Source organism: Geodermatophilus pulveris (assembly GCF_900188375.1).
GTDB classification, from domain to species: domain Bacteria; phylum Actinomycetota; class Actinomycetes; order Mycobacteriales; family Geodermatophilaceae; genus Geodermatophilus; species Geodermatophilus pulveris.
The window spans coordinates 145,928-172,398 of record NZ_FZOO01000008.1; the positions used below are offsets into that span (position 1 = coordinate 145,928).

At 77.1% G+C, this 26,471-nt stretch carries 26 protein-coding genes; 14 read left to right on the forward strand and 12 right to left on the reverse strand.

Annotated features, from left to right (window positions below):
* Positions 1-97: 97 nt before the first annotated feature.
* From pta to CHB98_RS16300, 3 genes are read left to right on the forward strand one after another with little or no spacing between them, the layout of a single operon-like run.
* A complete protein-coding gene (gene pta, locus CHB98_RS16290; protein ID WP_089306722.1) occupies positions 98-2,179 on the forward strand; it encodes a phosphate acetyltransferase in 2,082 nt (693 codons plus the stop codon).
* The gene (locus CHB98_RS16295; protein ID WP_089306645.1) at positions 2,176-3,369 is read left to right on the forward strand and encodes an acetate/propionate family kinase; all 1,194 of its coding nucleotides are present in this window, start codon (positions 2,176-2,178) and stop codon (positions 3,367-3,369) included. The genes pta and CHB98_RS16295 overlap by 4 nt, the downstream gene beginning before the upstream one ends.
* Positions 3,370-3,386: 17 nt before the next feature.
* Complete coding sequence (locus CHB98_RS16300; protein WP_089306646.1) at positions 3,387-4,493, forward strand: epoxide hydrolase family protein; 1,107 nt, start codon at positions 3,387-3,389, stop codon at positions 4,491-4,493.
* A gap of 9 nt (positions 4,494-4,502) precedes the next feature.
* Here CHB98_RS16300 and CHB98_RS16305 read toward each other — a convergent pair whose 3' ends face one another.
* Together CHB98_RS16305 and CHB98_RS16310 are read right to left on the reverse strand one after the other, a co-directional pair.
* Positions 4,503-4,865: a helix-turn-helix domain-containing protein gene (locus CHB98_RS16305; protein ID WP_089306647.1), complete on the reverse strand. Its 363-nt coding sequence runs from the start codon at positions 4,863-4,865 to the stop codon at positions 4,503-4,505.
* Between the two features lie 91 nt (positions 4,866-4,956).
* Positions 4,957-5,454, reverse strand: coding sequence for an Hsp20/alpha crystallin family protein (locus tag CHB98_RS16310; protein WP_089306648.1), 498 nt, complete (start codon positions 5,452-5,454; stop codon positions 4,957-4,959).
* A gap of 180 nt (positions 5,455-5,634) precedes the next feature.
* Here CHB98_RS16310 and CHB98_RS16315 point away from each other — a divergent pair, with 180 nt between their 5' ends.
* From CHB98_RS16315 to CHB98_RS16330, 4 genes are read left to right on the forward strand one after another with little or no spacing between them, the layout of a single operon-like run.
* Positions 5,635-6,057, forward strand: a complete 423-nt coding sequence (locus tag CHB98_RS16315; RefSeq protein ID WP_089306649.1) for an STAS domain-containing protein — start codon at positions 5,635-5,637, stop codon at positions 6,055-6,057.
* A gap of 50 nt (positions 6,058-6,107) precedes the next feature.
* Positions 6,108-7,394, forward strand: coding sequence for a YibE/F family protein (locus CHB98_RS16320; protein ID WP_089306650.1), 1,287 nt, complete (start codon positions 6,108-6,110; stop codon positions 7,392-7,394).
* Positions 7,395-7,402: 8 nt separating this feature from the next.
* On the forward strand, positions 7,403-8,020 hold the full coding sequence (locus tag CHB98_RS16325; RefSeq protein WP_245821251.1) for a class I SAM-dependent methyltransferase: 618 nt from the start codon (positions 7,403-7,405) through the stop codon (positions 8,018-8,020).
* Positions 8,010-8,342 carry a TraR/DksA family transcriptional regulator gene (locus CHB98_RS16330; protein ID WP_089306652.1) on the forward strand — a complete coding sequence of 111 codons (333 nt, stop codon included), beginning with the start codon at positions 8,010-8,012 and terminating at the stop codon, positions 8,340-8,342. Before CHB98_RS16325 ends, CHB98_RS16330 begins: the two co-directional genes overlap by 11 nt.
* A 171-nt stretch (positions 8,343-8,513) precedes the next feature.
* On the opposite strand, the gene CHB98_RS16335 is transcribed toward CHB98_RS16330, so the two are convergent.
* From CHB98_RS16335 to CHB98_RS16355, 5 genes are read right to left on the reverse strand one after another with little or no spacing between them, the layout of a single operon-like run.
* Positions 8,514-9,449, reverse strand: a complete 936-nt coding sequence (locus tag CHB98_RS16335; RefSeq protein WP_089306653.1) for a glycosyltransferase family 2 protein — start codon at positions 9,447-9,449, stop codon at positions 8,514-8,516.
* Positions 9,446-10,297 (reverse strand): glycosyltransferase family 2 protein, encoded by an 852-nt coding sequence (locus tag CHB98_RS16340; protein WP_245821253.1) that lies wholly within the window; start codon positions 10,295-10,297, stop codon positions 9,446-9,448. Before CHB98_RS16340 ends, CHB98_RS16335 begins: the two co-directional genes overlap by 4 nt.
* Positions 10,294-11,361: a prenyltransferase/squalene oxidase repeat-containing protein gene (locus CHB98_RS16345; RefSeq protein WP_245821256.1), complete on the reverse strand. Its 1,068-nt coding sequence runs from the start codon at positions 11,359-11,361 to the stop codon at positions 10,294-10,296. Before CHB98_RS16345 ends, CHB98_RS16340 begins: the two co-directional genes overlap by 4 nt.
* A 22-nt stretch (positions 11,362-11,383) precedes the next feature.
* A complete protein-coding gene (locus CHB98_RS16350; RefSeq protein ID WP_089306655.1) occupies positions 11,384-12,136 on the reverse strand; it encodes a class I SAM-dependent methyltransferase in 753 nt (250 codons plus the stop codon).
* Positions 12,130-13,383, reverse strand: coding sequence for a glycosyltransferase family 4 protein (locus CHB98_RS16355; protein WP_179224596.1), 1,254 nt, complete (start codon positions 13,381-13,383; stop codon positions 12,130-12,132). Before CHB98_RS16355 ends, CHB98_RS16350 begins: the two co-directional genes overlap by 7 nt.
* An 88-nt stretch (positions 13,384-13,471) precedes the next feature.
* Here CHB98_RS16355 and CHB98_RS16360 point away from each other — a divergent pair, with 88 nt between their 5' ends.
* The 3 genes from CHB98_RS16360 to CHB98_RS16370 all read left to right on the forward strand — a co-directional run bounded on the left by CHB98_RS16360 (position 13,472) and on the right by CHB98_RS16370 (position 15,731).
* A complete protein-coding gene (locus CHB98_RS16360; protein WP_089306657.1) occupies positions 13,472-13,765 on the forward strand; it encodes a Dabb family protein in 294 nt (97 codons plus the stop codon).
* Between the two features lie 56 nt (positions 13,766-13,821).
* Complete coding sequence (locus tag CHB98_RS16365; protein ID WP_089306658.1) at positions 13,822-14,568, forward strand: hypothetical protein; 747 nt, start codon at positions 13,822-13,824, stop codon at positions 14,566-14,568.
* A 92-nt stretch (positions 14,569-14,660) separates the two neighbouring features.
* Positions 14,661-15,731 carry a DUF4192 domain-containing protein gene (locus CHB98_RS16370; RefSeq protein WP_089306659.1) on the forward strand — a complete coding sequence of 357 codons (1,071 nt, stop codon included), beginning with the start codon at positions 14,661-14,663 and terminating at the stop codon, positions 15,729-15,731.
* Between the two features lie 7 nt (positions 15,732-15,738).
* Here the strand turns inward: CHB98_RS16370 and CHB98_RS16375 are convergent, their stop codons facing one another.
* Together CHB98_RS16375 and CHB98_RS16380 are read right to left on the reverse strand one after the other, a co-directional pair.
* Positions 15,739-17,811, reverse strand: a complete 2,073-nt coding sequence (locus tag CHB98_RS16375) for a S9 family peptidase (protein ID WP_245821258.1) — start codon at positions 17,809-17,811, stop codon at positions 15,739-15,741.
* Between the two features lie 31 nt (positions 17,812-17,842).
* Positions 17,843-18,550, reverse strand: a complete 708-nt coding sequence (locus CHB98_RS16380) for an iron-dependent transcriptional repressor DtxR (protein WP_089306661.1) — start codon at positions 18,548-18,550, stop codon at positions 17,843-17,845.
* 141 nt (positions 18,551-18,691) lie between these two features.
* Between CHB98_RS16380 and CHB98_RS16385 the strand changes: the two genes are divergently transcribed.
* Positions 18,692-19,873 carry an acetoin utilization protein AcuC gene (locus tag CHB98_RS16385; protein ID WP_089306662.1) on the forward strand — a complete coding sequence of 394 codons (1,182 nt, stop codon included), beginning with the start codon at positions 18,692-18,694 and terminating at the stop codon, positions 19,871-19,873.
* The gene (locus tag CHB98_RS16390; RefSeq protein ID WP_089306663.1) at positions 19,866-22,616 is read left to right on the forward strand and encodes a bifunctional acetate--CoA ligase family protein/GNAT family N-acetyltransferase; all 2,751 of its coding nucleotides are present in this window, start codon (positions 19,866-19,868) and stop codon (positions 22,614-22,616) included. The genes CHB98_RS16385 and CHB98_RS16390 overlap by 8 nt, the downstream gene beginning before the upstream one ends.
* A 147-nt stretch (positions 22,617-22,763) precedes the next feature.
* On the opposite strand, the gene sigB is transcribed toward CHB98_RS16390, so the two are convergent.
* Together sigB and dtd are read right to left on the reverse strand one after the other, a co-directional pair.
* Complete coding sequence (gene sigB / locus CHB98_RS16395) at positions 22,764-23,747, reverse strand: RNA polymerase sigma factor SigB (protein ID WP_089306664.1); 984 nt, start codon at positions 23,745-23,747, stop codon at positions 22,764-22,766.
* Between the two features lie 253 nt (positions 23,748-24,000).
* Positions 24,001-24,432 (reverse strand): D-aminoacyl-tRNA deacylase, encoded by a 432-nt coding sequence (dtd, locus tag CHB98_RS16400; RefSeq protein ID WP_089306665.1) that lies wholly within the window; start codon positions 24,430-24,432, stop codon positions 24,001-24,003.
* A 61-nt stretch (positions 24,433-24,493) separates the two neighbouring features.
* Here dtd and CHB98_RS16405 point away from each other — a divergent pair, with 61 nt between their 5' ends.
* Together CHB98_RS16405 and CHB98_RS16410 are read left to right on the forward strand one after the other, a co-directional pair.
* The gene (locus CHB98_RS16405; RefSeq protein ID WP_089306724.1) at positions 24,494-25,078 is read left to right on the forward strand and encodes an HhH-GPD-type base excision DNA repair protein; all 585 of its coding nucleotides are present in this window, start codon (positions 24,494-24,496) and stop codon (positions 25,076-25,078) included.
* 158 nt (positions 25,079-25,236) lie between these two features.
* Positions 25,237-25,578, forward strand: a complete 342-nt coding sequence (locus CHB98_RS16410) for a DUF3099 domain-containing protein (protein ID WP_089306666.1) — start codon at positions 25,237-25,239, stop codon at positions 25,576-25,578.
* Positions 25,579-25,593: 15 nt separating this feature from the next.
* Here the strand turns inward: CHB98_RS16410 and CHB98_RS16415 are convergent, their stop codons facing one another.
* A complete protein-coding gene (locus tag CHB98_RS16415; RefSeq protein WP_089306667.1) occupies positions 25,594-26,469 on the reverse strand; it encodes a carbohydrate kinase family protein in 876 nt (291 codons plus the stop codon).
* Between the last annotated feature and the right edge of the window lie 2 nt (positions 26,470-26,471).

The window sequence follows — 26,471 nt, forward strand, 5'->3', positions numbered from 1 at the left end:
CGCGCGGGAGGATGGGCCCGACCAGGGGTCGGACGGGACCTCCGGCCACGGGTGGGACGCGGTGCGCGACGGGGCGTCCGCCGGGACGGAGGTGCGGGTGTCCGACGGGCTGTACGTGACCGGGTGCGAGCCGGGGACGGGCAAGTCCGCCGTCGCCCTGGGGGTCTTCGAGCTGCTCGCCCGGCGGGTCGGCCGGCTGGGCGTCTTCCGGCCGGTGGTCACGGCGGCGGACGGCGCCGACCGGGTCGTCGACCTGCTGCTGCCGCGGTCCCCGGAGCCGCGGCCGCCGTACGAGGCGTGCCTGGGCGTCCCGTACGCCGACGTCCTGGCCGACGAGGACCGTGCCGTCTCCGAGGTCGTCGACCGCTACCGCGCCCTGGCCGCCCGCTGCGACCGGGTGCTGGTCGTCGGCACCGACTTCACCGAGGCGGGCGCCGCCGGAGAGCTCGCGCTCAACGCGCGGATCGCGGTCAACCTGGGGCTCCCGGTCCTGGCCGTCGTCTCCGGGCACGACCGGACGGCGGCCGGCATCCGGTCGGCCGCCGACGTCGGGGTGGCTGCGATGCGGTCGGCCGGCTGCGAGGTCGTCGCCGTGGTCGCCAACCGGGTCGACCCGCGGGAGGTCGCCGCGGCACCGGCCACGGCCGCCGGCGGCCTGCCGGTCTGGGCCCTGCCGGAGGCCCCGGTGCTCACCGCGCCGACCGTCGCCGAGATCGCCGAGGCCTGCGACGGCGAGCTGCTGGCCGGCGACGCCGCGACACTGTCGCGGGAGACCTCCGGCGTGCTCGTGGGGGCCATGACGCTGCCCAACCTGCTCGACCGGCTGGTCGGCGACGTCGTCGTCATCACCCCGGGCGACCGCGCCGACGTGCTGCTCGGCGTGCTCGCCGCGCACCTGTCCGGCGGGCTGCCGGCACCGGCCGGCGTGGTCCTCACCGGCGGCATCCCGCCGGCGCCCCGGGTGCTCGAGCTGGTCGAGACGCTGCCCACCGGGCTGCCGGTGGTGCTCACCGCGCAGGACACCTACGCCACGGCGTCCACCGCGGCCGCCGTGCCGGGGCGGATCACGCCGGAGGCGACCCGCAAGGTGGACACGGCCCTGGCGCTGTTCGAGGCGCACGTCGACGGGGCGGACCTGCTCGACCGGGTCGCGGTGTCGCAGCCGCGGGTCCGGACGCCGCTGATGTTCGAGTACGAGCTGCTCGACCGCGCGCGCAGCGACCGCCGGCGGATCGTGCTGCCCGAGGGCACCGACGAGCGCGTCCTGCGCGCCGCGGAGAAGCTGCTGCGCCGCGGCGTCGTCGACCTCACCCTGCTCGGCGCGCCGGAGGAGGTCCGCGCTGCGGCCGCCCGCGCCGGCGTCGACGTCGAGGGCGCGGAGCTGGTCGACCCGTTCGACCCGGAGCTGCGCGAGCGGAACGCCGTCGAGTACGCCCGCCGCCGAGCGCACAAGGGCGTGCCCATGGACCAGGCCCGCGACGTGGTCGTCGACGTCTCCTACGCCGGCACGCTGATGGTCGCCCTCGGCACGGCCGACGGCATGGTGTCCGGTGCCGCGCACACCACCGCGCACACCATCCGGCCGGCCCTGGAGGTGATCCGGACGGTCGAGGGCGTGCCGATCGTCTCCAGCGTCTTCTTCATGTGCCTGGCCGACCGGGTGCTGGTCTACGGCGACTGCGCGGTCAACGTGCACCCCACGGCCGAGCAGCTGGCCGCGATCGCGGTCTCCTCGGGGCGCACCGCCGCGCAGTTCGGCGTGGAGCCGCGGGTGGCCATGCTGTCCTACTCGACCGGGCGGTCGGGCAGCGGCGCGGACGTCGACCGGGTGCGCGCGGCCACCGACCTGGTGCGCCAGCAGGCCCCGGACCTCTCCGTCGAGGGTCCCATCCAGTACGACGCCGCCGTGGACGCCAGCGTCGCCCGCGCCAAGCTGCCCGGCAGCGCCGTCGCCGGGCGGGCGACGGTGTTCGTCTTCCCGGACCTCAACACCGGGAACAACACCTACAAGGCGGTGCAGCGCAGTGCGGGGGCCGTGGCGGTCGGGCCGGTCCTGCAGGGCCTGCGCCGGCCGGTCAACGACCTGTCCCGCGGAGCGACCGTGCAGGACATCGTGAACACCGTCGCCATCACCGCGATCCAGGCCCAGCGGCAGGCTCCACAGCAGGCCCGGCCGTGACCGTGCTGGTGCTCAACGCCGGGTCGTCCTCGCTCAAGTACGCCGTCGTCGACGTCGGGGGCGGGACGTCGCTGGCGTCCGGGCTGGCCGAGCGGATCGGCCAGCCCACCGGGCGGCTCACCCACCGCGGCCCCGGCGGCGTCCCGCGGGTGACCGAGCGCCCGCTGCCGGACCACGCCGCCGCACTGGCGGCCGCCCTCGACGCCTTCGCCGACGCCGGGCCGGACCTCGCCGGCGTCGGGCTGACGGCCGTGGCGCACCGCGTCGTGCACGGCGGCACCCGGTTCGCCACGCCGGTCCGCGTCGACGACGGGGTGCTCGCCGCCGTCCGCGACCTCGCGGCGCTGGCCCCGCTGCACAACCCGGTCAACGCGACCGGCATCGAGGTCGCCCGGCGGGCGTTCCCGGGGCTGCCGCACGTGGCGGTGTTCGACACGGCGTTCCACCAGACGCTCCCCTCCCACGCGCACACCTACGCGGTGCCGCGGCAGTGGGCCCGCGAGCACGGCGTCCGCCGGTACGGGTTCCACGGCACGTCGCACGCGTACGTGTCCCGCCGGGCGGCCGAGGTTCTCGGCCGCCCGGTGGCCGACACCAACGTGGTCGTATTGCACCTGGGCAACGGGGCCAGCGCCGCCGCGGTCGCCGGCGGGCGCAGCGTGGACACCTCGATGGGGCTCACCCCGCTGGAGGGCCTGGTCATGGGCACCCGCTCCGGCGACGTCGACCCGGCGGTGGTGGCGCACCTGCGCCGGACGGCGGGCCTGGACGCCGACGCCGTCGACCGCGCGCTCAACTCCTCCAGCGGCATGCTGGCCCTGGCCGGGCACAGCGACCTGCGCGAGGTGCACCGCCTGGCCGCGGCCGGCGACGAGGCGGCCGCGCTGGCCCTCGACGTCTTCTGCCACCGCGTCCGCAAGTACGTCGGCGCCTATCTGGCGGTGCTCGGCCGCACCGACGCCGTGGTGTTCACCGCCGGGATCGGCGAGAACGACGCCGTCGTCCGGGCCCGCTCGCTGGCCGGGCTGGAGACGCTGGGCATCGTGGTCGACCAGGCACGCAACGCCGCCCCGTCGCGGGCGGCCCGGGTGGTCTCCGCCGACGGCAGCCCGGTCGCCGTCCTCGTCGTCCCCACCGACGAGGAGCTGGAGATGGCCCGGCAGGCCGCCGCGCTGCTGGACGGCGGCTGAGCGGGCAGGCTCGCGGGGTGGCCGGCACCGAGGTGACCCCCTTCCGCGTCGACGTGCCGCAGGCGGACGTCGACGACCTGGCCGACCGGCTGCGGCGCACCCGCTGGCCGGTCGCCCAGCACCTCGCCGGGGAGCGCGGCATCCCCGTCGAGCGGGTGCGGGAGCTGACCGGGAGGTGGGCGTCGGGCTGGGACTGGCGGGCCCAGGAGGCGGCGCTCAACGCCTGGCCGCAGGTGGTGACGACGGTCGACGGCACCCGCGTCCACGCGCTGCACGTGCGGTCCCCGGAGCCGGACGCCGTCCCGCTCGTGCTGCTGCACGGCTGGCCGGGCTCGGTGGTGGAGTTCCTGCGGGTGCTCGGTCCGCTCAGCGACCCGGCGTCCCACGGCGGCGACCGGGCCGACGCGGTGCACCTCGTCGTCCCCTCGCTGCCCGGCTTCGGCTTCTCCGGCCCGACGCCGGACGGCGGCTGGACGCCGGCCCGGATGGCCCGCGCGGTGGCCGAGCTCGTGGCCCGCCTCGGCCACGACCGCTACGTCGTCCACGGCGGCGACTGGGGCTCCCACGTCGGCCGCGACCTCGCCGTCGCCGACGGCGCGCACGTCGCCGGGCTGCACGTGACCATGACGCCCGGGCCGGCCCCCGACGGCGACCCGGCCGCGGAGCGGAAGGCGGCGCGGTACGCCCGCGAGCTGTCCGGCTACGCCAAGGTGCAGGGCACCCGGCCGCTGGCGCTGGCGCCGGCGCTCACCGACTCGCCGGCCGGGCTGCTCGCCTGGGTCGCCGAGCGGTTCGCCGAGTGGACCGACCCGGCGAGCGAGGTCGACGTCGACCAGCTGCTCACCAACGCAGCGGTCTACTGGTTCACCCGCACCGGGCCGTCGTCGGCCCAGCTGTACTGGGAGCGGGCGCACGCGCCGGTGCCCGGCTGGTCGCGGGACGTGCCGACCGGGGTGGCGGTGCTCCCGCACGACCTGTTCCGGCCACCGCGGGCGGCGGTGGCCGAGGCGGTCGACCTGGTGTCGTGGACGGAGTTCCCGCGGGGCGGCCACTTCGCGGCCATGGAGGTGCCCGGCCTGCTCGTCGAGGAGCTGCGGCGGTTCGTCCGGGCGGTGGCCCGCTGACCGCCGCGGTCAGCCGTCCCCGCCGTCCTCGCCGGTCTGCAGCCGGTCGACGGTGGCCTGCAGCCGCTCGGTGTCGGCCCGGGCGTCGGCCAGCTGGTCCTGCAGGCCGAGGATCACCCCCGCGGAGGCCAGGGTGTGCCCGTCGTCCAGCAGCTGGCGCAGCCGCGCGGCCAGGGTGAGCTGGTGGCGGGAGTAGCGGCGGTGCCCGCCGGGGGAGCGGTGCGGCTGCAGCACGCCGGCGATGTCCAGGCTGCGCAGGAAGGCCGCCTGGACGCCGAGCAGGGCGGCGGCCTGGCTCATGGTCAGCGCGGGGTAGTCCGGGTCGTCGAGGCGCCCCACCGGGTCACCGGCGCCGGGTCCGGGTCTGGTCATGGCGGTCCCCCGATCTCGGGTCGAACGGGGCGTCCGGGATGCACGAGGGCCGGGTCCGCGCGGACCCGGCCCTCGCAGGCGGCGCCGTCGATCAGCTCTCGACCGACTTCTGCCCGGTCGACTCGCCCTCGATGGTGCGGTGCTCCACCGTCGCCGGGGCGTCGGCGCGGGTGACCGTGATCTTCCGGGAGCGCGCCTTCTCGGCGACCGGGATGCTCACGGTCAGCACGCCGTCGTGGTAGCTCGCCTCCAGCCGCTCGGTGTCCAGACTCCGGCCGAGGACGAGCTGGCGGGTGTAGCTGCCGTACGGCCGCTCGGCGATCGCCCACTCCGCGTTCTCCAGCTGCGGTACCGAGCGCTCGGCGGTCACGGTCAGCGTGGTGCCCTCGACCTGCAGGTCGATCGAGCCGGGGTCGACGCCGGGCAGGTCGAAGTGGGCGACGAAGTTGTCGCCGACCCGGTAGGCGTCCATCGGCATGCCCGACAGGGGGCGGGCGGTCAGCGACCCGGCCCGGCCGGCGAGCTGGTCCAGCGCGCGGAAGGCGGCGGACGTGGCGGCGAACGGGTCGTAGGCGGTCAGCATGGCCATGGCTGTGCAACCTCCTGGTGTCGTGCTGGTCAGGTTCGCTGCCCGAGGTGTACCTCTAGTGGCCAGTAGAGATTACCTCGGTCGCGCACCCGAGTAAACGTCTGTCGCGCAGGTTTGTTCCCGCGGGTCCGGCCCGCCCCGTCGCGCGTGATCTCCCGCCCGGCGGGGCAGGACAGGTCCGTGGACGACACCGGAGCACAGCGGGCGCAGGGGGGACCGGAGCGGCACGGGCGGGGTGACCAGGAGCCGCAGGTGGTCACCGCCCTGGACGGCGACGTCGCGACGTCGACCGTGCAGGGCGAGTTCACCGGGGAGGCCCGCCGGCCGCTGGTGCGGACCATCACCGACCTGCTGCTCGGCCGGCCGCACCTGCGGCAGGTGCGGCTGGACCTGCGCGGGGTCACCTACCTCAACTCCGCCGGCATGGCGGTGCTCGTGCAGCTGCAGAAGCTCTGCCAGCCGCGCGGGGTGGAGGTCGTGCTGGTCTCCCCGCCGGCGGCGGTCGCCCGGCCGCTGCAGCTGTCCGGCCTGTGGCTGCGCTTCACCGTGGAGCAGCAGCCGGTCCTCGCCGACGACCGGGTCGACCGGGAGGGCGGCGGCTGAGACGCGGTGTCGGGCGCCCCGGACGGAGGGCGGGCTCCTAGCCTGACCGGGTGCCGCCGAGCCACCCCCACAGCCACGGTCCCGACCCGGACGCCCCGCCGCCGAGCCCGGAGGTCCTCGCCCGCCGCCGGCGGGCGGTCTGGCTGATGCTGCTGCTGCTCGTGCCGGTCGGGCTGGCCACGGTCGCCGGCCTGGTGGTGCTGTGGCCCGCCGACGGGCCGACCCGGGCCGAGCAGGCCGCCGAGCTGTTCCTCCCGCCGGGCACCACCTACCCGGAGGCGGAGGTGTCCACCGTCGAGCCCTACGACTGCTCGGTCCCCGGCGGGGAGGGGCAGGTGGCCCAGCAGCTCACCTGCGCCACCGTCGTCGTCGAGGTGCTCGACGGCGACGGCGCGGGGGAGTTCCAGCGGCTGGACCTCACCGCCGACATCTACGCCGCCGGCATCGCCGAGGGCGACGTCCTCGTGCTCACCCGGGACCCCGGGGCCGAGGGCGGGGCGGGGTACGGCTTCTACGACTACGACCGCGACCTGCCGATGGTCGCCCTCACCGTCGCCTTCGCCGTCGTCACCGTGGCCGTGGCCCGGCTGCGCGGCCTGGCCGCCCTGGTCGGGCTGGCCTTCGCCTTCGCCGTGCTGCTGCAGTTCCTGCTGCCCGGGCTGCTCGGGGACTCCTCGCCCACGCTGGTCAGCCTGGTCGGCTCGGCGGCGATCATGTTCGTCGTCCTCTACCTGGCGCACGGCTTCTCCGCGCGGACGACGACGGCGCTGGTCGGCACGCTGTTCGGGCTGGCGCTGGTGGCCGTGCTCGGCGCGGTGTCGGTGGCGGCGGCCCGGCTGACCGGGCTGACCAGCGAGGAGACCGTGCAGCTGCAGACCTTCGACCCGGCCATCGACTTCTCCGGCGTGGTGCTCGCCGGCGTGGTGGTCGCCGGGCTCGGCGTGCTCAACGACGTCACGATCACCCAGGCCTCGGCGATCTGGCAGCTGCACGAGGTGGACCCGGCGATGGGCTGGCGGGAGCTGTACCGCCGCGGCATGGCGGTCGGCCGCGACCACATCGCCTCCACCGTCTACACGATCGTGTTCGCCTACGCCGGGGCCTCGCTGCCGCTGCTCATGCTCTTCGAGATCTACGCCCAGCCGTGGGACGTCGTCCTCACCAGCGCAGGCCTGGCCGAGGAGGTGATCCGCACGCTGGTCGGCTCCATCGCGCTGGTGCTCGCCGTGCCGGTGACCACCGTGGCCGGCGCCTTCTTCGCCACGGCCGCCGGCACCGCGGCCGGCGCGGCGACCGAGCGGCGGGTCACCGCGCTGCGCGCCCGGCTCGCCCGGTGAGCCAGGCCGTGCCCGACTTGCTGGACGCCGCCCGCGCCGCGCCCGGCTTCATGCCCGACGACGAGGGGACGGCGCTGTACGCGGCGGCCCGCGCGGTCGCCGTCCCCGGGCCGCTGCTGGAGGTGGGCAGCTGGATGGGCCGGTCGGCGCTGTACCTGGCCGCCGCGGCGCGGGAGACCGGCCGGGTGGTGGTGACCGTCGACCACCACCGGGGCTCCGAGGAGCACCAGCCCGGCTGGGAGTACCACGACCCGGCGCTGGTCGACCCCGCCGTCGGGCTGCTGGACACCCTGCCGCGGTTCCGCCGGACCATCGCCGACGCCGGCGCCGAGGACGTCGTCATCGCCGTCGTCGGCCGCTCGGAGGCCGTCGCCCCGCTGTGGGCCACCCCGCTGGCGCTGCTGTTCCTCGACGGCAGCCACACCGAGGAGTCCGCCCGCCGCGACCAGGACGCCTGGGTGGCCAAGCTGGCCGTCGGCGGCACGCTGGCCATCCACGACGTCTTCCCCGACCCCGCCGACGGCGGGCAGGCCCCCTACGGCGTCTACCGGCGGGTGCTCGCGTCGGGGGCGTTCAGCGAGCTGCCCGGCACCGGCTCGCTGCGGCTGCTGCGCCGTGAGCACTGAGGACCCGCTGGCCCGGGAGCGGGCCGCGGCACTCGCCCAGATCGCCGCGCTGACCGGCGAGTTCGACCAGGTCGTCGACGCGTCGAGGCAGTCCAACGCCGACGACGAGCACGACCCCGAGGGCGCCACGATCGCCTTCGAGCGCCAGCAGGTCGCCGCGTTGCTGGCCTCGGCGCGCCGCCGGCTGGCCGACGTCGAGGCGGTCCTGGAGCGGCGGGCGGCCGGCGGCTACGGCGTGTGCGAGACCTGCGGCCGGCCGATCGCGCCCGAGCGGCTGGCCGCCCGCCCCGCGGCGCGCACCTGCATCACCTGCGCCCGCTGACAGGCTCGGCGTAGGCATGGGAGGCGTAGGCATGGGAGGCGTAGGCATGGGAGGCGTAGGCATGGGAGGCGTAGGCATGGGAGGCGTAGGCATGGGAGGCGTAGACACAGGAGGCAATGCCCGCGGATCGACCCCCGCGGACGGGTGCATCGCCTCCTCTGCCCGGTTGCGTCAGCTCACGTAGCGGCGGGCGGTCGAGGTGCGCTGGGCGTGCTCGAGTGCGACGAAGCGGGCCTCGGCGTGGGCGGGCAGCACCCGCCGCTCGCGCAGCACCCAGGGGATCCCGCGCACCGCGGCCAGCAGCCCCTGCGCGGTCACCCGGTCGCGGGGCAGGGTGCGCAGCAGGTGGCCGGTGCGGCGCAGCGCGGGGCGCACCGGGCGGCGCAGCCACGTCGTCCACAGGGTGTTGCGGATGCCGTCGCGGCGCCGCCGGTGCGAGTCGCGGGCCCTCGACGCCTGGTGGTGCACGGTGAGCTGCGGCAGGTAGCACAGCTCCCAGCCGGCGGCGGCCAGGTCGCCGGCCATCAGCTCCTCCTCGCCGCCCAGCCACAGCCGCGCGCAGAACCCGCCGACCTCGGTGAACGCCTCCCGTCGCAGCACCGAGGCGCCCGCGAGGAAGGAGCCCAGCGCCGGGCCGGGCAGCCAGTCGGCGCCGCGCACGGGGGAGTCCCGCAGCTCCGGCACGATCGGGTCCTCCCGGCCGCCGGGCTCGACGAGGATCCGCGCGGTCACCACCGCCAGCCGCGGGTGGGCGTCCAGCACGTCGGCGGCGGTGCGCAGCGAGCCGGGGTCCCACCAGGTGTCGTCGTCGCAGAAGGCCACGTAGGGGGTGTCCACCCGGGCCACCCCCACGTTGCGGCCGACCGCGCCGAGGTTGTCCGGGCTGGCGACCAGCTCCACCTGCGGGAACCGCCCGGCCACCGCCTGCGCCGTCCCGTCGGTGGAGCCGTTGTCCACGACGACGACGTGCGGCTGCTCGGGCAGCGCCACCAGCCGGGCCAGCGCGCCGAGCACCTCGTCGCGGCGCTGGTGGGTGATGACGACGACCGACACCCGCGGGTCGCGGCCGGTCCCGACCTCGCGCGGCCGGGGCTGCGTGGCGGTCACGCCGCCTCCGCCAGCACGCGCAGGTCGGCGCGCACCCGCTCGGGGACGACCCGGCGGCGGCGCAGCGCGGCCGGCACCTCCGGCAGCGCGCGCAGCAGCCCCCGCCGCTCCGGACCGGTGCGCAGCGCGGTCAGCGCCAGCCGCGACACCTCCGGCCACGGCCGGCGCATGACGGCGGTGAGCAGCCGGCTGCGCCAGATCGCCGTCCGCCGCACCTCCGGGGCGTGCCGCCGCGTGGAGGGGTGGTGGTGCACGGTGACGGAGTCGACGTAGGCGATGCCCCAGCCGGCCGCGGCGAGGTCCAGGGACAGCCGCTCCTCCTCGCCGGGGAACCGGACCACGGGGTCGAACCCGCCGACGGCGAGGAACGCCTCGGTGCGCACCATCGCGCCGCAGGCGATGAAGCCCAGCAGCGCCGGGCCGGGCAGGTCGGCCGGCGTGCCCAGCGGGCTGCGGGCCAGCTCGGCGCAGAAGGAGTCCAGCCGCTCCTCGGGGCCGACCAGGATCCGCGCGTTGAGCACTGCCAGCCGCGGGTGGGCGCGCATGACCTCCACCGCGCGGGCGAGGTCGCCGGGCGCCCACCAGGAGTCGTCGTCGGCGAAGGCGACGAACTCGGTGCCGGCCCGCTCGACGCCGAGCGTGCGGGCGTGCGCGCCGACGTTGCGCTCCAGCGGCAGCACGGTGACCGCGGGCAGGGCCGCGCGCACCGCGTCCACGGTGCCGTCGGTCGAGGCGTTGTCGGCCAGCACCACGGGCGCCTCGTGGCGCGGCAGCGTGGCCAGCAGGTCCTCGCGGCGGTTCTGGCTCATGACGACGACGGCCACGTCGCCGGGCCGGGGGGCGTTCACGGCCTCCCTCTGCCCGCGGCGCCGGGCAGCCAACCGGCCGGCTCCTGTGACGTCTCCGTCCCGGCGGCGGGCAGCGCGCCCGGGTCGGTGAACAGCCCCGACGCGCCGGTGGCGCCGGACAGCGCGTCGGCGGCGAGGACGACGGCGGCCGCGGTCCACGTCGTCCGCTCCACCGGCCAGCGGGCGTCGTCCGGCCAGACGTAGCCGGTCCAGTACGAGCCGTCGCCGGCCCGCAGGTGCTGCATCGCGGCCACCTGCTCGAGGGCGGCGTCCGGCCGGCCCGCGGCGGCCAGCGCCAGCGCCAGCTCGCAGGTCTCCGCGCCGGTCACCCACGGCCGGTCGGCGACGCAGCGGGCGCCCAGCCCGGGGACGACGAACCGGTCCCAGTCCGCGGCCAGCCGGGCGTCGGCCGGGGCGCCGGTGACCGCCCCGCCGAGCACGGGGTAGTACCAGTCCATCGAGTACCGCGACCGGTCGGCGAACGCCTCCGGCCGGTCGCGGAGCGCGGCGCCCAGCCCGGTGAGGGCCAGCTCCCAGTCCGGCTGCGGCTCACCCGTCAGGCCGGCGAGGGCGACGCCGCAGCGCAGCGCCTGGTACAGGCTGGCGTTGCCGGTGAGCAGCGCGGTGTCGTCGGCGGTGCCGTCCGGGCGCAGCGCCCAGCCGACCGCGCCGCCGGGCAGCTGCATGCGGGTCACCAGGTCCAGGCCGCGCCGCACGGCCGGCCAGGTGCCGGCGACCAGCTCGGCGTCGCCGGTGCACAGCCAGCTGTGCCACAGGCCGACGGCGAGGTAGCCGGCGTGGTTGCTCTCCGCGGCGCCCGGGGACACCTCGGCGCCGTCCCGGTACTCCGCCGCCCACGACCCGTCCGGCCGCTGCCGGCGGGCCAGCCACCGGTAGGCCGCCCCGGCGCGGGCGTGCTCGCCGCCGACGTCGAGGGCCATGGCCGCCTCCACCATGTCCCACGGGTCCAGCGGCCCGCCGCGCGACCACGGCAGCGCGCCGTCGGACTCCTGCTCGGCCGCGATGGCCGCGACGGTGGCCCGCACCTGCTCCCCGCTCAGCACGCCGGGCAGCTCGGGGAGCGGCTCAGACAGCGGTCCGCTCCCGCTCGCGTCCCGGGGCCGGGGTGCCGGCGGCCTTCTGCGCGTAGACCACGAGGCTCTTGCCGAGCACCGGGTCCAGCAGCCGCTCGGCGACCCGGGTGGGCCACGGGCGCCGGGTCAGGTCCCAGACCAGCAGCCGGTGGTAGGCCCGGACGGCGGCCGGCTCGCGGTCGACGCCGACGGCGCACCGGAGCCACCAGAACGGGGCGTGCAGCGCGTGCGCGTGGTGCTGGGCCCCGGGCACCAGCCCGGCCGCGGCCAGCCGGGCCCGCAGCACGTGGCCCCGGTAGATGCGCACGTGCCCGCCCTCGTTGGCGTGGTAGGCGTCCGACAGCGCCCAGCAGACCCGCTCGGGCCCGTACCGCGGGACGGTGACCGCCACGGTGCCGCCGGGCCGCAGCACCCGGGCGATCTCGGCGAGGGCGGTCGCGTCGTCCGGGACGTGCTCGAGGACCTCCGCGGCGATCACCCGGTCGACGCTGGCGTCGGGGAGGGGCAACGCCAGCAGGTCGCCGCGCACCACCTCGTAGCGGGCGCCCGCCGGGGACTCCCCGGCCGCCGCGATCGCGCCCAGCCAGCGCTTCGTCGTCGCCACCTCGGCGGCCCCCCGGTCGAGGGCGACCACCCGGGCGCCGCGCCGGTGCGCCTCGAAGGCGTGCCGGCCCTCACCGCAGCCGAGGTCCAGGACGGTCGTGCCCGGCCGCACGTCCAGCCGGTCGTAGTCCACCGTCAGCACCGGCCGCGGGTCCGTTCCAGCACCTCGGCGTACCAGTCCGCCGTCCGCTCGGCGGTGGACCGCCACGTGTAGGAGGCCAGCACCCGGCGCCGCCCGGCCCGGCCGAGCTGCTCGGCCAGCGAGGGGTTCTCCAGCACCAGCCGCAGCGCCGCGGTCAGCTCGTCGACGTCGCCGGCGCGGGTCCGCAGCCCCGCCTGGGTGCCCACCACCTCCGGCAGCGCGCCGGCGTCGGTGGTGACCAGGGCGGTGCCGCAGGCCATGGCCTCCACCGCGGGCAGCGAGAAGCCCTCGTACAGCGACGGGACGGCGACGACGGCGGCCGACTGCAGCAGCCGGACCAGGTCGGCCTCCGGCAGCGGTCCGGTGAAGCGGACGGCGTCGTGCAGGGCCAGCCGGTCCAGGGCCGCCCCGGCCGGCCCGCCGGGCCGCGCGGTGCCGACGACGGTGAGCCGCACCGGCCGCTCCGTGCGCAGCTTGGCCACCGCCTCCAGCAGGTGGACCAGGCCCTTGAGCGGCACGTCGGCGCTGGTGGTGACCACCACGGAGTCCGGGTCGCGCGGCCGGCCCGCGGGCGGCGGGGTGAACACGGCCGGGTCGATGCCCACCGGGACGACGCGGACCCGCCCGGCCGGGACGCCGAGGTGGGTCTCGATGTCGCGGCGGGAGCTCTCCGAGACCGTGGTGACCCCGTCCAGCCGCGGGGCCACGCGGGCCTGCATGCGGGTGAAGCCGTACCAGCGGCGCAGCGTCAGCCGCCGGCGCAGGGAGGGGGCGGCAGCCAGCTCCAGGCCGCGGTCGACGGCGACCGGGTGGTGCACGGTGGCCACCGTCGGGATGCCCGCGCGGACCAGCCGCAGCAGGCCCGACCCGAGGCTCTGGTTGTCGTGCACGACGTCGACCTCGGCGGCGCGGGGGAGCAGCAGCCGGGCCGCCCGCAGGCTGAACGTGCGCGGCTCCGGGAAGCCCGCGGTGCACATCGTCGCCCACTCGAGCAGGTCGGTGCGGTCCCGGAACTCCGACGGCCGCGGGGTGCGGAACGGGTCGGGCTCCCGGTAGAGGTCCAGGCTCGGCAGCCGGGTCAGCGGCACGCCGTCGTCCAGCTCGGGGTAGGGCTGCCCGCTGACCACGGTGACCGCGTGGCCCAGCGCGGTGAGCTCGCGGGACAGCGCCCGCACGTACACGCCCTGCCCGCCGCTGTGCGGCCTGCTCCGGTAGGACAGCAGTGCGATGCGCAACGGCCGTCCCATGGTCGGCGACTCTAGCCAGGGGCCGGCAGCGCCCGGCGCGAGGAGCCCTGGGCTGCGCGGGGGCGGGGCGCCTGACAGGATCGCGGCCGTGCTGCGCCACGTCGTCCTGTTCACCTGGTCCGACGACGCCGACGAGGAGCGCCGGGAGCAGACCCTGGCCGCCCTGCGCCGGCTGCCCGACGAGGTCGGCGGGATGACCGCCTTCGCGGTCGGCCCGGACGCCGGGTTGCGCCCGGGCAACGCGCACACCGCGCTGGTCGCCGACTTCCCCGACGTCGAGGCCTGGCGGCGCTACGCCGAGGACCCGGTGCACCTGCAGGTGATCGCCGACCACGTCACCCCGATCCTCGCCGCGCGCACCGCCGTCCAGTACGAGGTCTAGACCAGGACCCCGGCCGGCTACCGGCCGGGCCGCCACGGCGGGGTTACCGTCGGCGCATGAAGCGATCGCACCGTGCCAGCCGGACCGCCCTGCTCGCCTCGGGGCTGCTGGCCGGTGCGGTGCTGACCGGCTGCGCGTCCGGCGCCGACGTCCGGGAGGCCGCGGCCACCGGCGCGCCCGCGCCGTCGGTCGAGGCCGCGGCCGCGACGCCCGCCGCCGACCTCGCCGCCGGCCTGCTGCCCGCCGACGCCTTCGGGCCCGGCGCCCGGGTGCTGCCGGTCAGCGGGCAGCAGCTGCTGTCCCGGGCCGCGGTGCTGCCGGCCGGGCTGCCGGCCGACGTCCAGGTCACCCCGGAGGCGTGCGCCGCCGTGCTCCGCGCCCTGCCGGCCGCCGCCGAGGGCCCCGCCGCGGAAGACGTCGCCGCGCAGGTCGCCGTCTCCGGCAGCACCTACACCGCCGAGCTGCTCGCCGTGGCCGGCCCGGCCGCCGGGCTGGTCGGCGAGGTCCCCGCGCTGGTCGGGCAGTGCCCGCAGGTGCAGGTCACCGCCCCCGGGCACGGCACCGCGACGGTCGGCCTGACCGCGTTCGACGTCCCCGACCTCGGCGACGACTCCGTGGGCGTCGCGGTGACCGTCGCCGCGACCGGGCCGGACGGCGCCCCGGTCACCGGCGCCGGCCTCCTGGGGCTGGTGCGCGACGGCGACCGGGTGCTGGCGCTGGCCACCGGCGACCGCACCGGCGCCGAGCCGGACCGCGCGGCGTTCACCGCGCTGCTCCAGCAGGCCGTGGCTGCGCAGGACTGACACCCCCCGCGGGGGCGTCCACAGCCGTCCCGCCGGTCCACAGATCCCCGTCACGGCGCCTGCGGGGGCCGGACGGGCACCACGGTCGGCGCATGGACGACCCCACGCGCCCCCTGGTGCGCCTCTCCGATCCCGCCGACATCCTCACCGCGCTGCCCCACCTGATCGGCTTCCACCCGCACGAGTCCGTGGTGGTCGTCGCCCTCGGCGGGGACACCGGCACCCGGGTGTGCCTCACCGCGCGCGCCGACCTGCCCGGCCGCGCGGGCTCGCCGGGGGTCGCCTCCGACCTGGCCCGCCGGGTGGCCACCGAGGCCCCCGCCGCCGCCGTGGTCGCCGTCGTCTCCGAGTCGCCGGACGACCGGGACGTGCTGCCCGGCGGGGACCCGCTGCCGGGGCTGCCGCACCGCGGGGTGGTGCACGACGTCGTCGTCGCGCTGGCCGCGGAGGGCATCCCGGTCCGGGACGCCCTGCTCGTCCGCGGCGGCCGCTGGTGGTCCTACGACTGCCCGGAGCCCTGCTGCGCCCCGGGCGCCGGCACGGCCCTGCCCGGCGGCGTGCCCGCGCTCGCCGCCGCCTCGGTGGCCGCCGGCCAGGTGGTGGCCGGCCACCGCGGGGAGCTCGAGACCCGGATCGCCCCGGTCGGCGGCCCGGCCCGCGCCGCGATGGAGGCGGTCACCTGGCGGCTGGTCGACCGCCGCGTCCGCGCCGCCCGGGACGACCCGGACGGCGAGGCCCGCCGCTCGTGGGACGCGGTGCTGGCGGCGCTGCGCCGCTGCGGGCCGGGCGGGCGCCCGCTGCCGGACCGCCAGGTGGCCGGGGTGCTGTGGGCGCTGGCCGACGTCCGGGTGCGTGACCGGGCGCTCGGCCTGGCGCTCGGGGAGGACGCCCCGGCCGCCGAGCTGCTGTGGACCGAGTGCACCCGCCGCGCCCCGGCGCCGCTGGACGCCGCCCCGGCCACGCTGCTGGCCGTGAGCGCGTGGCTGCGCGGGGACGGCGCCATGGCCGGCATCGCCCTGCAGCGGGCGCTGGACAGCCGGCCCGCCTACCGGCTGGCGCGGCTGCTCGTCCAGGGGCTGGACGCCTGCCTGCCCCCGCGCGAGCTGCGCGACCTCGTGGCCGCGGCAGCCGCCGGCACCGACGCGCTGTGGGCCGCCGGGTGAGCCGTCCTCACACCAGCTCGGGGCGCCGCCACTGCTCGCCGTGCACGTGCTCGGCCAGGAAGGCGAGCACCGTCTCGTACCAGACGCGGTGGTTGCCGGGGTGCAGCACCCAGTGGTTCTCGTCGGGGAAGTAGAGGAAGCGGGAGGGCACGCCGCGCTTCTGCAGGTCGTACCAGAGCCGCAGCGCCTCCCCGATCGGCACCCGGTAGTCCCGGTCGCCGTGGATGACCAGCACCGGCGTGCGGATGGCGTCGGCGGCGCGGTGCGGGGAGTTCCGCTCGTAGCGCTCCGGCCGGTGCACCGGGTCGCCCCACTCCTTCTCCCAGTAGGAGGCCATGTCGGTGGTGCCCACGAACGAGTCCAGGTCCCACAGGCTGGCGTGCGTCACGATCGCGGCGAACCGGTCGGTCTGCGTGGCGATCCAGTTGGCCATGTAGCCGCCGAAGGACCCGCCCATCGCCGCCGTGCGCGAGCCGTCGACGTCCGGGCGCGCCACGGCGGCGTCCACGGCCGCCATCAGGTCGGTGTAGGGCGCCCCGCCCCACTCGCCCCAGCCGCGGCGGACGAAGTCCTGCCCGTAGCCCTGCGACAGCGCCGGGTCCGGCAGCAGGACGGCGTAGCCGCGGGCGGCCATCACCCACGGGCACCAGCGCCAGGACCACGAGTTCCAGCTCATCAGCGGCCCGCCGTGCACCCACAGCAGCAGCGGCGCCGGGCGGTCGGCCGAGGCGCCCTCGGGCAGCACCAGCCAGGAGTGCACCGGGGTGCCGTCGGCGGCGGTGGCCTCGACCTCGTGCAGGGTGCCCGGCAGCGCGGGCGCCCCGCCGGGGGAGGGCAGCGGCGCGGGGTGCTGGCCGGTCGCCTCCGGGTCCAGCCGCACCGGGGTCGGGGGCTCGTCGTAGGCCGAGCGCAGCGCGTAGAGGGCGCTGCCGTCGCGGGCCACCTGCAGGTCGCTGTAGGCGCCGTCGGTGGTCATCCGCACCGGGTCGCCCCCGGTGGCGGGCACCCGGAACAGGGCGTGCCGCGCGCCGTCGTCGGCGAGGAAGTACACCGTCGTCCCGTCCGCGGCGAACTGCGGCGCCGACGGCCACCGGTCGAAACCGGCGGTGAGGTCGCGGGTCTCCCCGGTGGCCACGTCGACGTGCAGCAGGGTGTGGTCCGGGGGCTCCTCCCAGCTCGACAGCGACTCCCGCACGCACACCACGGCGCGGCCGTCGGGGGAGAAGCGCGGCGCGTACACGTCGGCCTGCGGGTCGTCGACCAGCACCCGGGTGTCCCCGCCGGCGGTGTCCAGCAGGACCAGCCGCTGCCGCCGCGCGGCCCGGCCGTCGGGCACGGACTCCACCCGGACCACGGTGCGGCCGTCGGGGGACAGGTCCAGGTCGCCGCCGGCGCCGTCCGGCGGGACGGCGCCCGGCGTCAGGTCGCGCAGCACCACCTCCGCCGGCTGCTCGCCGGCGGCCGGGTCGGCGGGCAGCACGCCGGCCCAGAACACGTGCGGGGTGGCCGGGCCCAGGTCGCTGTCCCAGTGCCGCACCGGGTAGGCCTCGTGCAGGACCGCGGTGACCCCGGCGTCCGCGCGCCGCTTGCGGCGGGCGGCGTCGTCCTCGGCGTCGGCCGCACCCGGCACCGCCGAGGCGGTGACGACGACCTCGCCGCTGTCCGCCGCGACGGCGACCCCGCCGACCCCGCCCGGGTGGGTGACCACCGGCCGGGCCTCCCCGCCGTCGGCCGGCAGGACCCACAGCGCCGGCTTCGGCTCCTCGCCGTCGGCCTTGGCCGCGGGGTCGGGGCGGGCGGAGGTGAACAGCAGCGACCCGTCCGGCGCCCACACCGGCGCGGCCTCGCCCGAGGCGCCGCGGGTGAGCCGCCGGGCGGGGCGCCGGCCCTGCGGGTCGACCTCCCACAGCGCGGACTGCCACTTCTTCCCGTCCGCGTCCAGCGTCTGCACCCCGACCGCCAGCCGCCGCCCGTCGGGGGACAGGGCCAGCCCGCCCACCCGGGGCAGCGCGACGAAGGCGGCGAGGTCGGCGAAGGGGTCGGCGGGGGCGGCGGTCTCGGCGCCGATCGGCTCGCTCACCCGGCCCACCGTAGGAGCCGGGTGGGCGCGCTCACAGGCGGGGGGCCGCCTCCACGGGGGTGAGCTCCTCGTCGAGGGCGCTGACGAACACGTGCTGGGCCACGCCGGCCGGCAGGACGGCGCCGTCCAGGCTGATCGACCCGGCCGTGAGCTGCGCGACGGCGGTCATGCCCGGCCGCAGGCCCTGGGCGGCCAGCTGGCGCATGAGCTCGTTGTCCTCCTGCAGCTGCTCGCTGATCCGCCTGATCTCCACCCGGCGGCCCTCGGGCGTGGCCGTGGTGGACAGCAGCGTCAGGGAGTCCAGCACCGCCGAGGTCTCCCCGCCGAGCGCGTCCAGCCCGGGGATCGGGTTGCCGAAGGGGGACACCGTCGGGTTGCCCAGCAGGGTGAGCAGCTTGCGCTCGACGGCCTCGCTCATGACGTGCTCCCAGCGGCACGCCTCCTCGTGCACGTCGGCGTAGTCCAGGCCGATGACGTCGACCAGCAGGCACTCGGCGAGCCGGTGCTTGCGCATCACCGCGGTGGCCAGCTGGCGCCCGGACTCCGACAGCTGCAGGTGCCGGTCGCCCTCGACGGTGAGCAGGCCGTCGCGCTCCATGCGGGCGACCGTCTGGCTGACCGTCGGGCCGCTCTGGTGCAGCCGCTCGGCGATGCGGGCGCGGAGGGGGACGATCCCCTCCTCCTCCAGCTCGAAGATCGTCCGGAGGTACATCTCGGTGGTGTCGATGAGGTCGTTCACAGCTCTCCTCCGTGTCGTGCCCGATGGTATCGGGGGAGAGTGACCGCGCCCCTCCACGCGGAGGCCGCGCTCGCCGGCACGCCCCGCGGGCGCCGGCGGTAGCGTCCCCGGCGACAGCGCCGTCAGCGTCAGGAGTGTCCCGTGAGTGACTCGGTCGCGGTCGTCTGGGACGACGCGCTGCTCGGCTACACGATGGGCGGCGACCACCCCCTGCACCCGGTCCGGCTGGACCTCACGATGCGGCTGGCCGACGGCCTCGGGGTCCTGGCCACCGACCGGCTGGAGGTGCTCGAGCCCGCGCCGGCGGGGGTCGACCTGCTCACCCTGGTGCACGACCCGGCCTACCTCGACGCGGTGCGGCGCGCCCCCACCGACCCGCACGTGGGCCACGGCCTCGGCACGGCGGACAACCCCGTCTTCCCGGGCATGTACGACGCCGCGGCGCTGATCACCGGCGGCAGCGTGCTGGCCGCCGAGCGGGTGCACACCGGCCGGTCGCAGCACGCGGTCAACATCTCCGGCGGGCTGCACCACGCCATGCGCGACCGCGCGTCGGGCTTCTGCGTCTTCAACGACGCCGCGGTGGCCATCCAGTGGCTGCTGGACCAGGGCCGTCAGCGCGTCGCCTACCTCGACCTCGACGTCCACCACGGGGACGGCGTGCAGGCGGCCTTCTACGGCGACCCCCGGGTGCTCACGGTGAGCGTCCACCAGACGCCGCTGACCCTGTTCCCCGGCACCGGCTTCCCCGAGGAGTGCGGCGACCCCGAGCGGGCGCTGGGCAGTGCGGTCAACCTGGCGCTGCCCAACGGCACCGACGACTCCGGGTGGCTGCGGGCCTTCTCCGCCGTCGTCCCCAGCGTGCTGCGCGCCTTCCGGCCGGAGGTGCTGGTGACCCAGTGCGGCTGCGACGCCCACCACGAGGACCCGCTCGCCGACCTCGGGCTCACCATCGACGGGCAGCGGGCGAGCTACCGGGCGGTGCACGACCTGGCGCACGAGATCTGCGACGGCCGCTGGGTCGCCCTCGGCGGCGGCGGGTACGGCCTGGTGCGCTGCGTGCCCCGGGCGTGGACCCACCTCATCGCCGAGGCCGCCGGCGCCCGGCTGGACCCGGCCACCGAGATCCCCGAGTCCTGGCGGCAGGACGTGCTGCGCCGCGGGCTGCGCGCCCGGCCGCCCACGCACATGACCGAGGGCGGCTACACCGGCTTCTCCCACTGGGACCCGACGACGGAGTCCCGCGTCGACCGGGCCATCTCCCGCACCCGCACCGCCGTGTTCCCCTACTTCGGCCTGGACCCGGACGACCCCCGTGACTGAACAAGGCCCCCCCTGCCCCCCACCACCCGCAGGCCCGCGGCGGGACCCTGCAGGGGGGCCGCCCGCCGAGCAGGAGGCGCCCCGGCCGCCCGCGCACTGGGAGGCCGACGTCGTCGCCGCCGACGGCGGCACGCTGCACCTGCGCCCCATCCGCCCGGACGACGACGAGCGCCTCGTCGGGCTGATGGACCGCAGCTCGGACCAGACCCGTTACTACCGGTTCTTCGGGCCGATGAGGCGGCTGTCCGACCGGGACCTGTACCACTTCACCCACGTCGACCACGACTCCCGGGTCGCCTTCGTGCTGGTCCTCGGCGACCAGGTGGTCGGCGTCGGCCGCTACGACCGCTACCCCGGCACCGACGAGGCCGAGGTGGCCTTCCTGGTCGAGGACGCCCACCAGGGCCGGGGGCTGGGCTCGGTGCTGCTCGAGCACCTGGCCGCCGCGGCCCGGGAGCGCGGCATCACCACCTTCGTCGCCGAGGTGCTGGCGCAGAACAACCGGATGGTGCGGGTCTTCCTGGACGCCGGGTACACCCCGAAACGCTCCTACGAGGAGGGCGTCGTCCACCTCACCTTCCCGATCGCGCCCACCGCGACCGCCCTGCAGGTGGCCTACGAGCGCGAGCAGCGCAGCGAGTCCCGGTCGATCGCGCGGCTGCTCACCCCGTCGTCGGTCGCCGTGGTGGGCGCCAGCAACGACGACGGCAAGATCGGCAACGCCGTCCTGCGGCACCTGCTGGACCTGGGCTTCGAGGGTCCGGTCTACCCGGTCAACCCCGGCACCCGGCACGTGCGGGGGGTGCCGGCCTACGCCGGCATCGAGGACGTCCCCGACGACGTCGACCTCGCCGTGCTCGCCGTGCCCGCCGACGAGGTGGCCGGCGTCGTGGCGGCGTGCCGCCGCAAGCGGGTGCACGGCCTCGTGGTGATCTCCGGCGGGTTCGGCGAGTCCGGCCCCGAGGGGCGGGTCCGCGAGCGGGAGCTGGTCGCGGCGGCGCGCGCCTCGGGCATGCGGGTGGTCGGCCCCAACTGCCTGGGCATCGTCAACACCGACCCGGCGGTGCGGCTCAACGCCAGCCTCGCGCCGCGGGTGCCCGGCCGCGGGCGGGTGGGCTTCTTCGCCCAGTCCGGGGCGCTCGGCTCCGCGCTGCTGGGCCAGGCGCGCAACCGCAACATCGGGCTGTCCAGCTTCGTGTCGGCCGGCAACCGCGCCGACGTCAGCGGCAACGACATGCTGCAGTACTGGGCCACCGACCCGGCCACCGAGGTCGTGCTGCTGCACCTGGAGAGCTTCGGCAACCCGCGCAAGTTCGCCCGGCTGGCCCGTCGGGTGGGCCGCACCAAGCCGGTGGTCGCGGTGAAGAGCGGCCGGCACGTGCGGATGACCGAGGGGCTGGCCGGCACGTCGGTGGCGGTGCCGGAGGAGTCGGTGGCCGCGCTGTTCGCCTCCGCCGGCGTCATCCGGGTCGAGACGCTGGCGCAGCTGTTCGACGTCGGCACGCTGCTGGCCCACCAGCCGCTGCCCGCCGGGGACCGGGTCGCGGTGGTCGGCAACTCCACCGCCATGGGCTGGCTGGTGACCGACGCCGTCCTCGAGCAGGGGATGCAGCCGGCCCACGAGGCGCCCACCGACATCGGCGCCGACGGCTCGGCCGAGGACTTCCGGGCCGCCCTGCAGAGCGCGGTCGACGACGAGACGGTGGACGCCGTCGTCGCGGTGTTCCTCCCGCCGGTCAGCCGCGGCGCCGCCGAGTACGGCCGCGCGCTGCGCGAGGTGGCCGGCGGCGCGGACAAGCCGGTGGTGGCCACGTTCCTGTCCAGCGAGGGGGTGCCGGTCGAGCTCACCGTCCCGGAGGAGGACGGGACGCCGGCCCGCGGCTCGGTGCCGTCGTTCTCCACGCCGGAGCGGGCGGTCATCGCGCTGGCCCGGGTGGTGCAGTACGCGGCCTGGCGGCGCCGCCCCGTCGGCGAGGTGCCGGACCTGGAGGGCGTCGACGAGCAGGCCGCGCGGGCCGTCGTCCTGGCCGCGCTGGCCGCGGACCCCGCCGGGCGGGCACTGACCGACGAGGAGGTGATCGCGCTGCTGGCCGCCTACGGCATCCCCCTGCTGGGCACCCGCACGGTCACCGACGCCGCGGCGGCGGTCGCCGCGGCCGAGGCGGTCGGCTACCCGGTGGTGCTCAAGTCCACCGCGCCGTGGCTGCGGCACCGCTCCGACCTCGGCGGGGTGCGGCTGGACCTCGACGACGCCGACGCGGTGCGCGCGGCGTTCGCCGCGATCCCCTCGGGCGATCCGGTGATCGTGCAGGAGATGGCCGCGCCGGGGGTGGCCACGGTCGTGGAGATCGTCGACGACCCGTCCTTCGGCGCGCTGGTCAGCTTCGGGCTGGGCGGCGTGGCCACCGACCTGCTCGGCGACCGCGCCTACCGCACCCTGCCGCTGACCGACCGGGACGCCGCCGAGCTGGTGCGCGCCCCGCGGGCCTGGCCGCTGCTGGACGGCTACCGCGGCTCCGAGCCGGTCGACGTCGCCGCGCTGGAGGACCTGCTGCTGCGGGTCGCCCGGATGGCCGACGACCTGCCCGAGGTGCTGCAGCTGAGCATGGAGCCGGTCCTCGTCGGCCCGCCGGACCCGTGGCACGGCGGGCGGTCGCTGGTCGTGGCCGGCGCCGCGGCCCGGGTCGGCCCGCCGACCGCCCGCGTCGAGCCCGGCCCGCGCCGCATGCGCAACCCGATGTGATGCGGAGACGGCGAGAGCCGGTCACCGACCGGTGACCGGCTCCCGACACGTGCCCAGCGGTGGTGCAGGCGACCGGAGCCGCTGCGCGGGCCACGGCACCACGACGCGGGGCCCCACCGGCCCCCGGCGGAGGGCGGCGGGAGGACCTCAGGCGAGGTAGTCCCGGAGGGCCTCGGCGCGCTCGGGGGAGCGCAGCTTGGCCATCGTCTCGCGCTCGATCTGGCGGACCCGCTCGCGGGAGAGGCCGAACTGCTTGCCGATCTGCTCCAGCGTGCGCGGCTGGCCGCCGTCCAGGCCGAAGCGCAGCACGACCACGTCGCGCTCCCGGTCCTCCAGCGTGGAGAGCACGGTGCGCACGTCGCCCTTCATCATCTGGAAGGCCACGGCGTCCTCGGCGACCGCCGCGTCGGCGTCCTCGATGAAGTCGCCCAGCCGGGACTCCTCGTCGGCACCGACGGTCTGGTCCAGGCTCACCAGGTCGCGGGAGTACTCCAGCAGCTCGGTGATCCGCTCCGGGGTCATGTCGAGCTCCAGGCCGAGCTCCTCGGCGGTGGGCTCGCGCTCCAGCTCCTGGTGGATCCGGCGCCGGGTGCGCACCACCTTGTTGACCTGCTCGGCGAGGTGCACGGGCAGCCGGATGGTGCGGCCCGAGTCGGCCATCGCGCGGGTGATGGCCTGGCGGATCCACCACGTGGCGTAGGTCGAGAACTTGAAGCCCTTGGTGTAGTCGAACTTCTCGACCGCCCGGATCAGGCCGACGTTGCCCTCCTGGATCAGGTCCAGGAACGTCATGCCGTGACCGGTGTAGCGCTTGGCCACCGAGACGACCAGGCGCAGGTTGGCCTCCAGCAGGTGCCGCTTGGCGGCCTTGCCGTCGGCGGCCAGTGCCTTGTAGTCCCGCTGCAGGGCAGGGGTGAGCTGCCGCTCGGTGAGCAGCCGCTCGGCGTACAGGCCGGCCTCGATGCGCTTGGAGAGCTCGACTTCCTGCTCGGCGGTCAGCAGCGCGGTCTTGCCGATGGTGTTGAGGTACACCCGGACGAGGTCGGTGGACACCAGGCCGCTGGTGTCCGGCTCGCGGCGCGGGGCGCGCACCTCGAGAGCGTCGGTGGTGGAAGACTGCAGCAGCGTCACGATCTGTCTTCGTCCTTGCCTTCGGATCGGATGCACACCGCGCGCCGTCGTCGGCGACGCTGTGCCCCGGGGCGTCGGGGGTCTGGTCGCTCGGCCGGCTCGGGGTCGGCCGGTGAGCCCCCGCTCTGTCTGTCCTTGTGGTACGCCCGGTCCAACGGCGCTGACGGGGTCGGGTGTTCCACGGGGGCCCGTTTCACAGCAGATGCACAGGACGTGTGCCTCGTCACGTCGCTGTACCCACACCAACGACGGCTCAGACCTCCAGCAGCACGGTCATCGGGCCCTCGTTCACCGACGACACCAGCATCCGGGCCCCGAACACGCCCGTGGCCACCTCGCTGCCGCGGCGGCGCAGCTCGGCGACCACCTCGTCGACCAGCGGCTCGGCGACCTCGCCGGGCGCGGCGTCGGCCCAGGAGGGACGGCGGCCCTTCCGCGTGTCGGCGTAGAGGGTGAACTGGCTGACGACCAGCACCGGCAGGCCCAGGTCGCCCACGGAGCGGGCGCCGTCCCCGGTGGGGAACACCCGCAGCTCGTGCACCTTGCGGGCCAGCGCCCGGGCCCGGTCGGCGTCGTCCTCCCGGCCCACGCCGACCAGCGCGAGCAGCCCGGGCCCGATCTCCCCGACGACCGCGCCGCCCACCGTCACGGCCGCCGTGGCGACCCTGCTCACCACCGCGCGCACCGGGACATCCTCCGGTCGCGAGCGGCCCGGCCGCGCGCGGGTCGTGCGGCACACTCCCGGTGTGCCCCCGCTGTGCGTCACCCAGGACGCCGCCGCCGACGAGCTGCTCGGCCGCGACCCGCTGGCCCTGCTGCTCGGCATGCTCCTCGACCAGCAGTTCCCGATGGAGCGCGCCTTCGCCGGGCCCCGGCTGCTGGCCGACCGGATGGGCGTGGACACCCTGTCGGCGGCCGACCTCGCCGCCGCCGACCCCGAGCAGGTGGTGACCTGGTTCCGGGGCCCGCCGGCGGTGCACCGCTACCCGGGGTCGATGGCCGCCCGCACGCAGGCGGTGTGCCGGCTGGTGGTGGACCGCTACGGCGGCCGGGCCGAGGGCCTGTGGGCCGGCGTGCCGGACGGCGCGACGCTGCGGGAGCGGATCGGCGAGCTGCCCGGCTTCGGCGCGCAGAAGGCGAGGATCCTGGTCGCGCTGCTCGGCAAGCAGTACGGCGTCACCCCGCCCGGCTGGCGGGAGGCCGCCGGCGACTACGGCCGGCAGGGTGCCCGGCGGTCGGTCGCCGACGTCACCGGGCCGGAGTCGCTGGCCGAGGTGCGCGCCGGGAAGCAGGAGGCCAAGCGCGCGGCGAGGGCCGCCGCGGCCTCCTGAGGGGCAAGCCGGGGGTGTCTGCACGGCCCCGGATCCGGTGGCACCATGGGCCGCGGACCCCGGGCTGACGGGGACCCGGGCGCCGTCGGGACGCCGGGCGCCGCAGCCCGCGGAGGGATCCGCCGGTCCCACGGGGGGCGGCGGAGGGGAGGAAACCCGTGGCCTCGAGCCAGCAGCCCGCGCGCGCCCACCGGTCGGAGCCGGTGCTCATCACCGAGGCTGCACCCAGCCTGGCCGAGCAGCACAACGCCCGGAAGCGGCGGTACGTCATCACGATGGCCGTCCGCTGCGTGAGCCTCATCCTGGCGGCGGTCTTCTACCAGACCCTGTGGCTGGCGATCATCTTCGCGGTGCTCGGCACGGTCCTGCCCTGGATCGCGGTGATGATGGCCAACGACCGGCCGCCGAAGAAGAAGCTCGACGCCCACCGCTACACCGCGCCGCGGCCGGACCGCATCCTGGAGAACCCGACCCGCCCGGGCCGCGTCATCGAGCACTAGCGGAGACCCCCGTCCTCAGCGGGCGCCGGGGCGGGCGACCACGGTCGCGGCCTGCGCGAGTCCGGCGTCCAGCGCGGCGGACGGGTCGCCGTCCGGTGCCGCCAGCCAGGCCGCCAGCAGCCCGGCGGCGAACGCGTCACCGGCACCGGTGGTGTCCACGACCGCCGCCGGGTGCGCCGGGCGGTGCACCAGCCGCGCGGCGTCGGCCCACAGCGCCCCGTCGGCGCCCAGCGTCACGACGGCGACCGGGTGGCGGGCGGCGAGCGCCCGCGCGGCCGCCGCCGGGTCCGCGCAGCCGGTGAGCAGCCGCGCCTCGTCCGCGTTGGGCAGCACCAGCGTGGCGCCCGCGGTGTCGGCCAGCCACCGCTCGACCCCGTGCGCGGCCAGCGGCCCGGTGGACGCCGGGTCCACCGAGACGGTGCAGCCGGCGCTCCGGGCGGCGGCCAGGGCGGCGAGCGCGGCGGCCCGCGGGCCGGGCGCGAAGAGCGTGTAGCCGGACAGGTGCAGGTGCCCGCCGCCGGCCGGCACCGGGACGTCGGCGGCGGTGAGCGCCAGGTTGGCGCCGCGGTCGGCCAGCATGCTGCGCTGCCCGCCGGGCTCCACCAGGCTGACCACCGTCCCGGTGGCCGCGCCCGGCACGGTCCGCACCGCCGGCAGCACCCCGGCCGCGGCCAGCTCGGCGACCCGGGCGGTGCCCGCCGCGTCGTCCCCGACGCAGCCGGCGAGGGTGACCGGCACGCCCAGGGTGGCCAGGTGGACGGCGACGTTCGCGCCGGCCCCGCCGCCGTGGCTGCGGATGACCGCCGGGCGGTCGGAGCCCGGGGCCGGCGCGCCGCCGAGCAGCACGACGACGTCGGTGGCCAGGTCGCCGACGACCACGACCCCCGGCACGG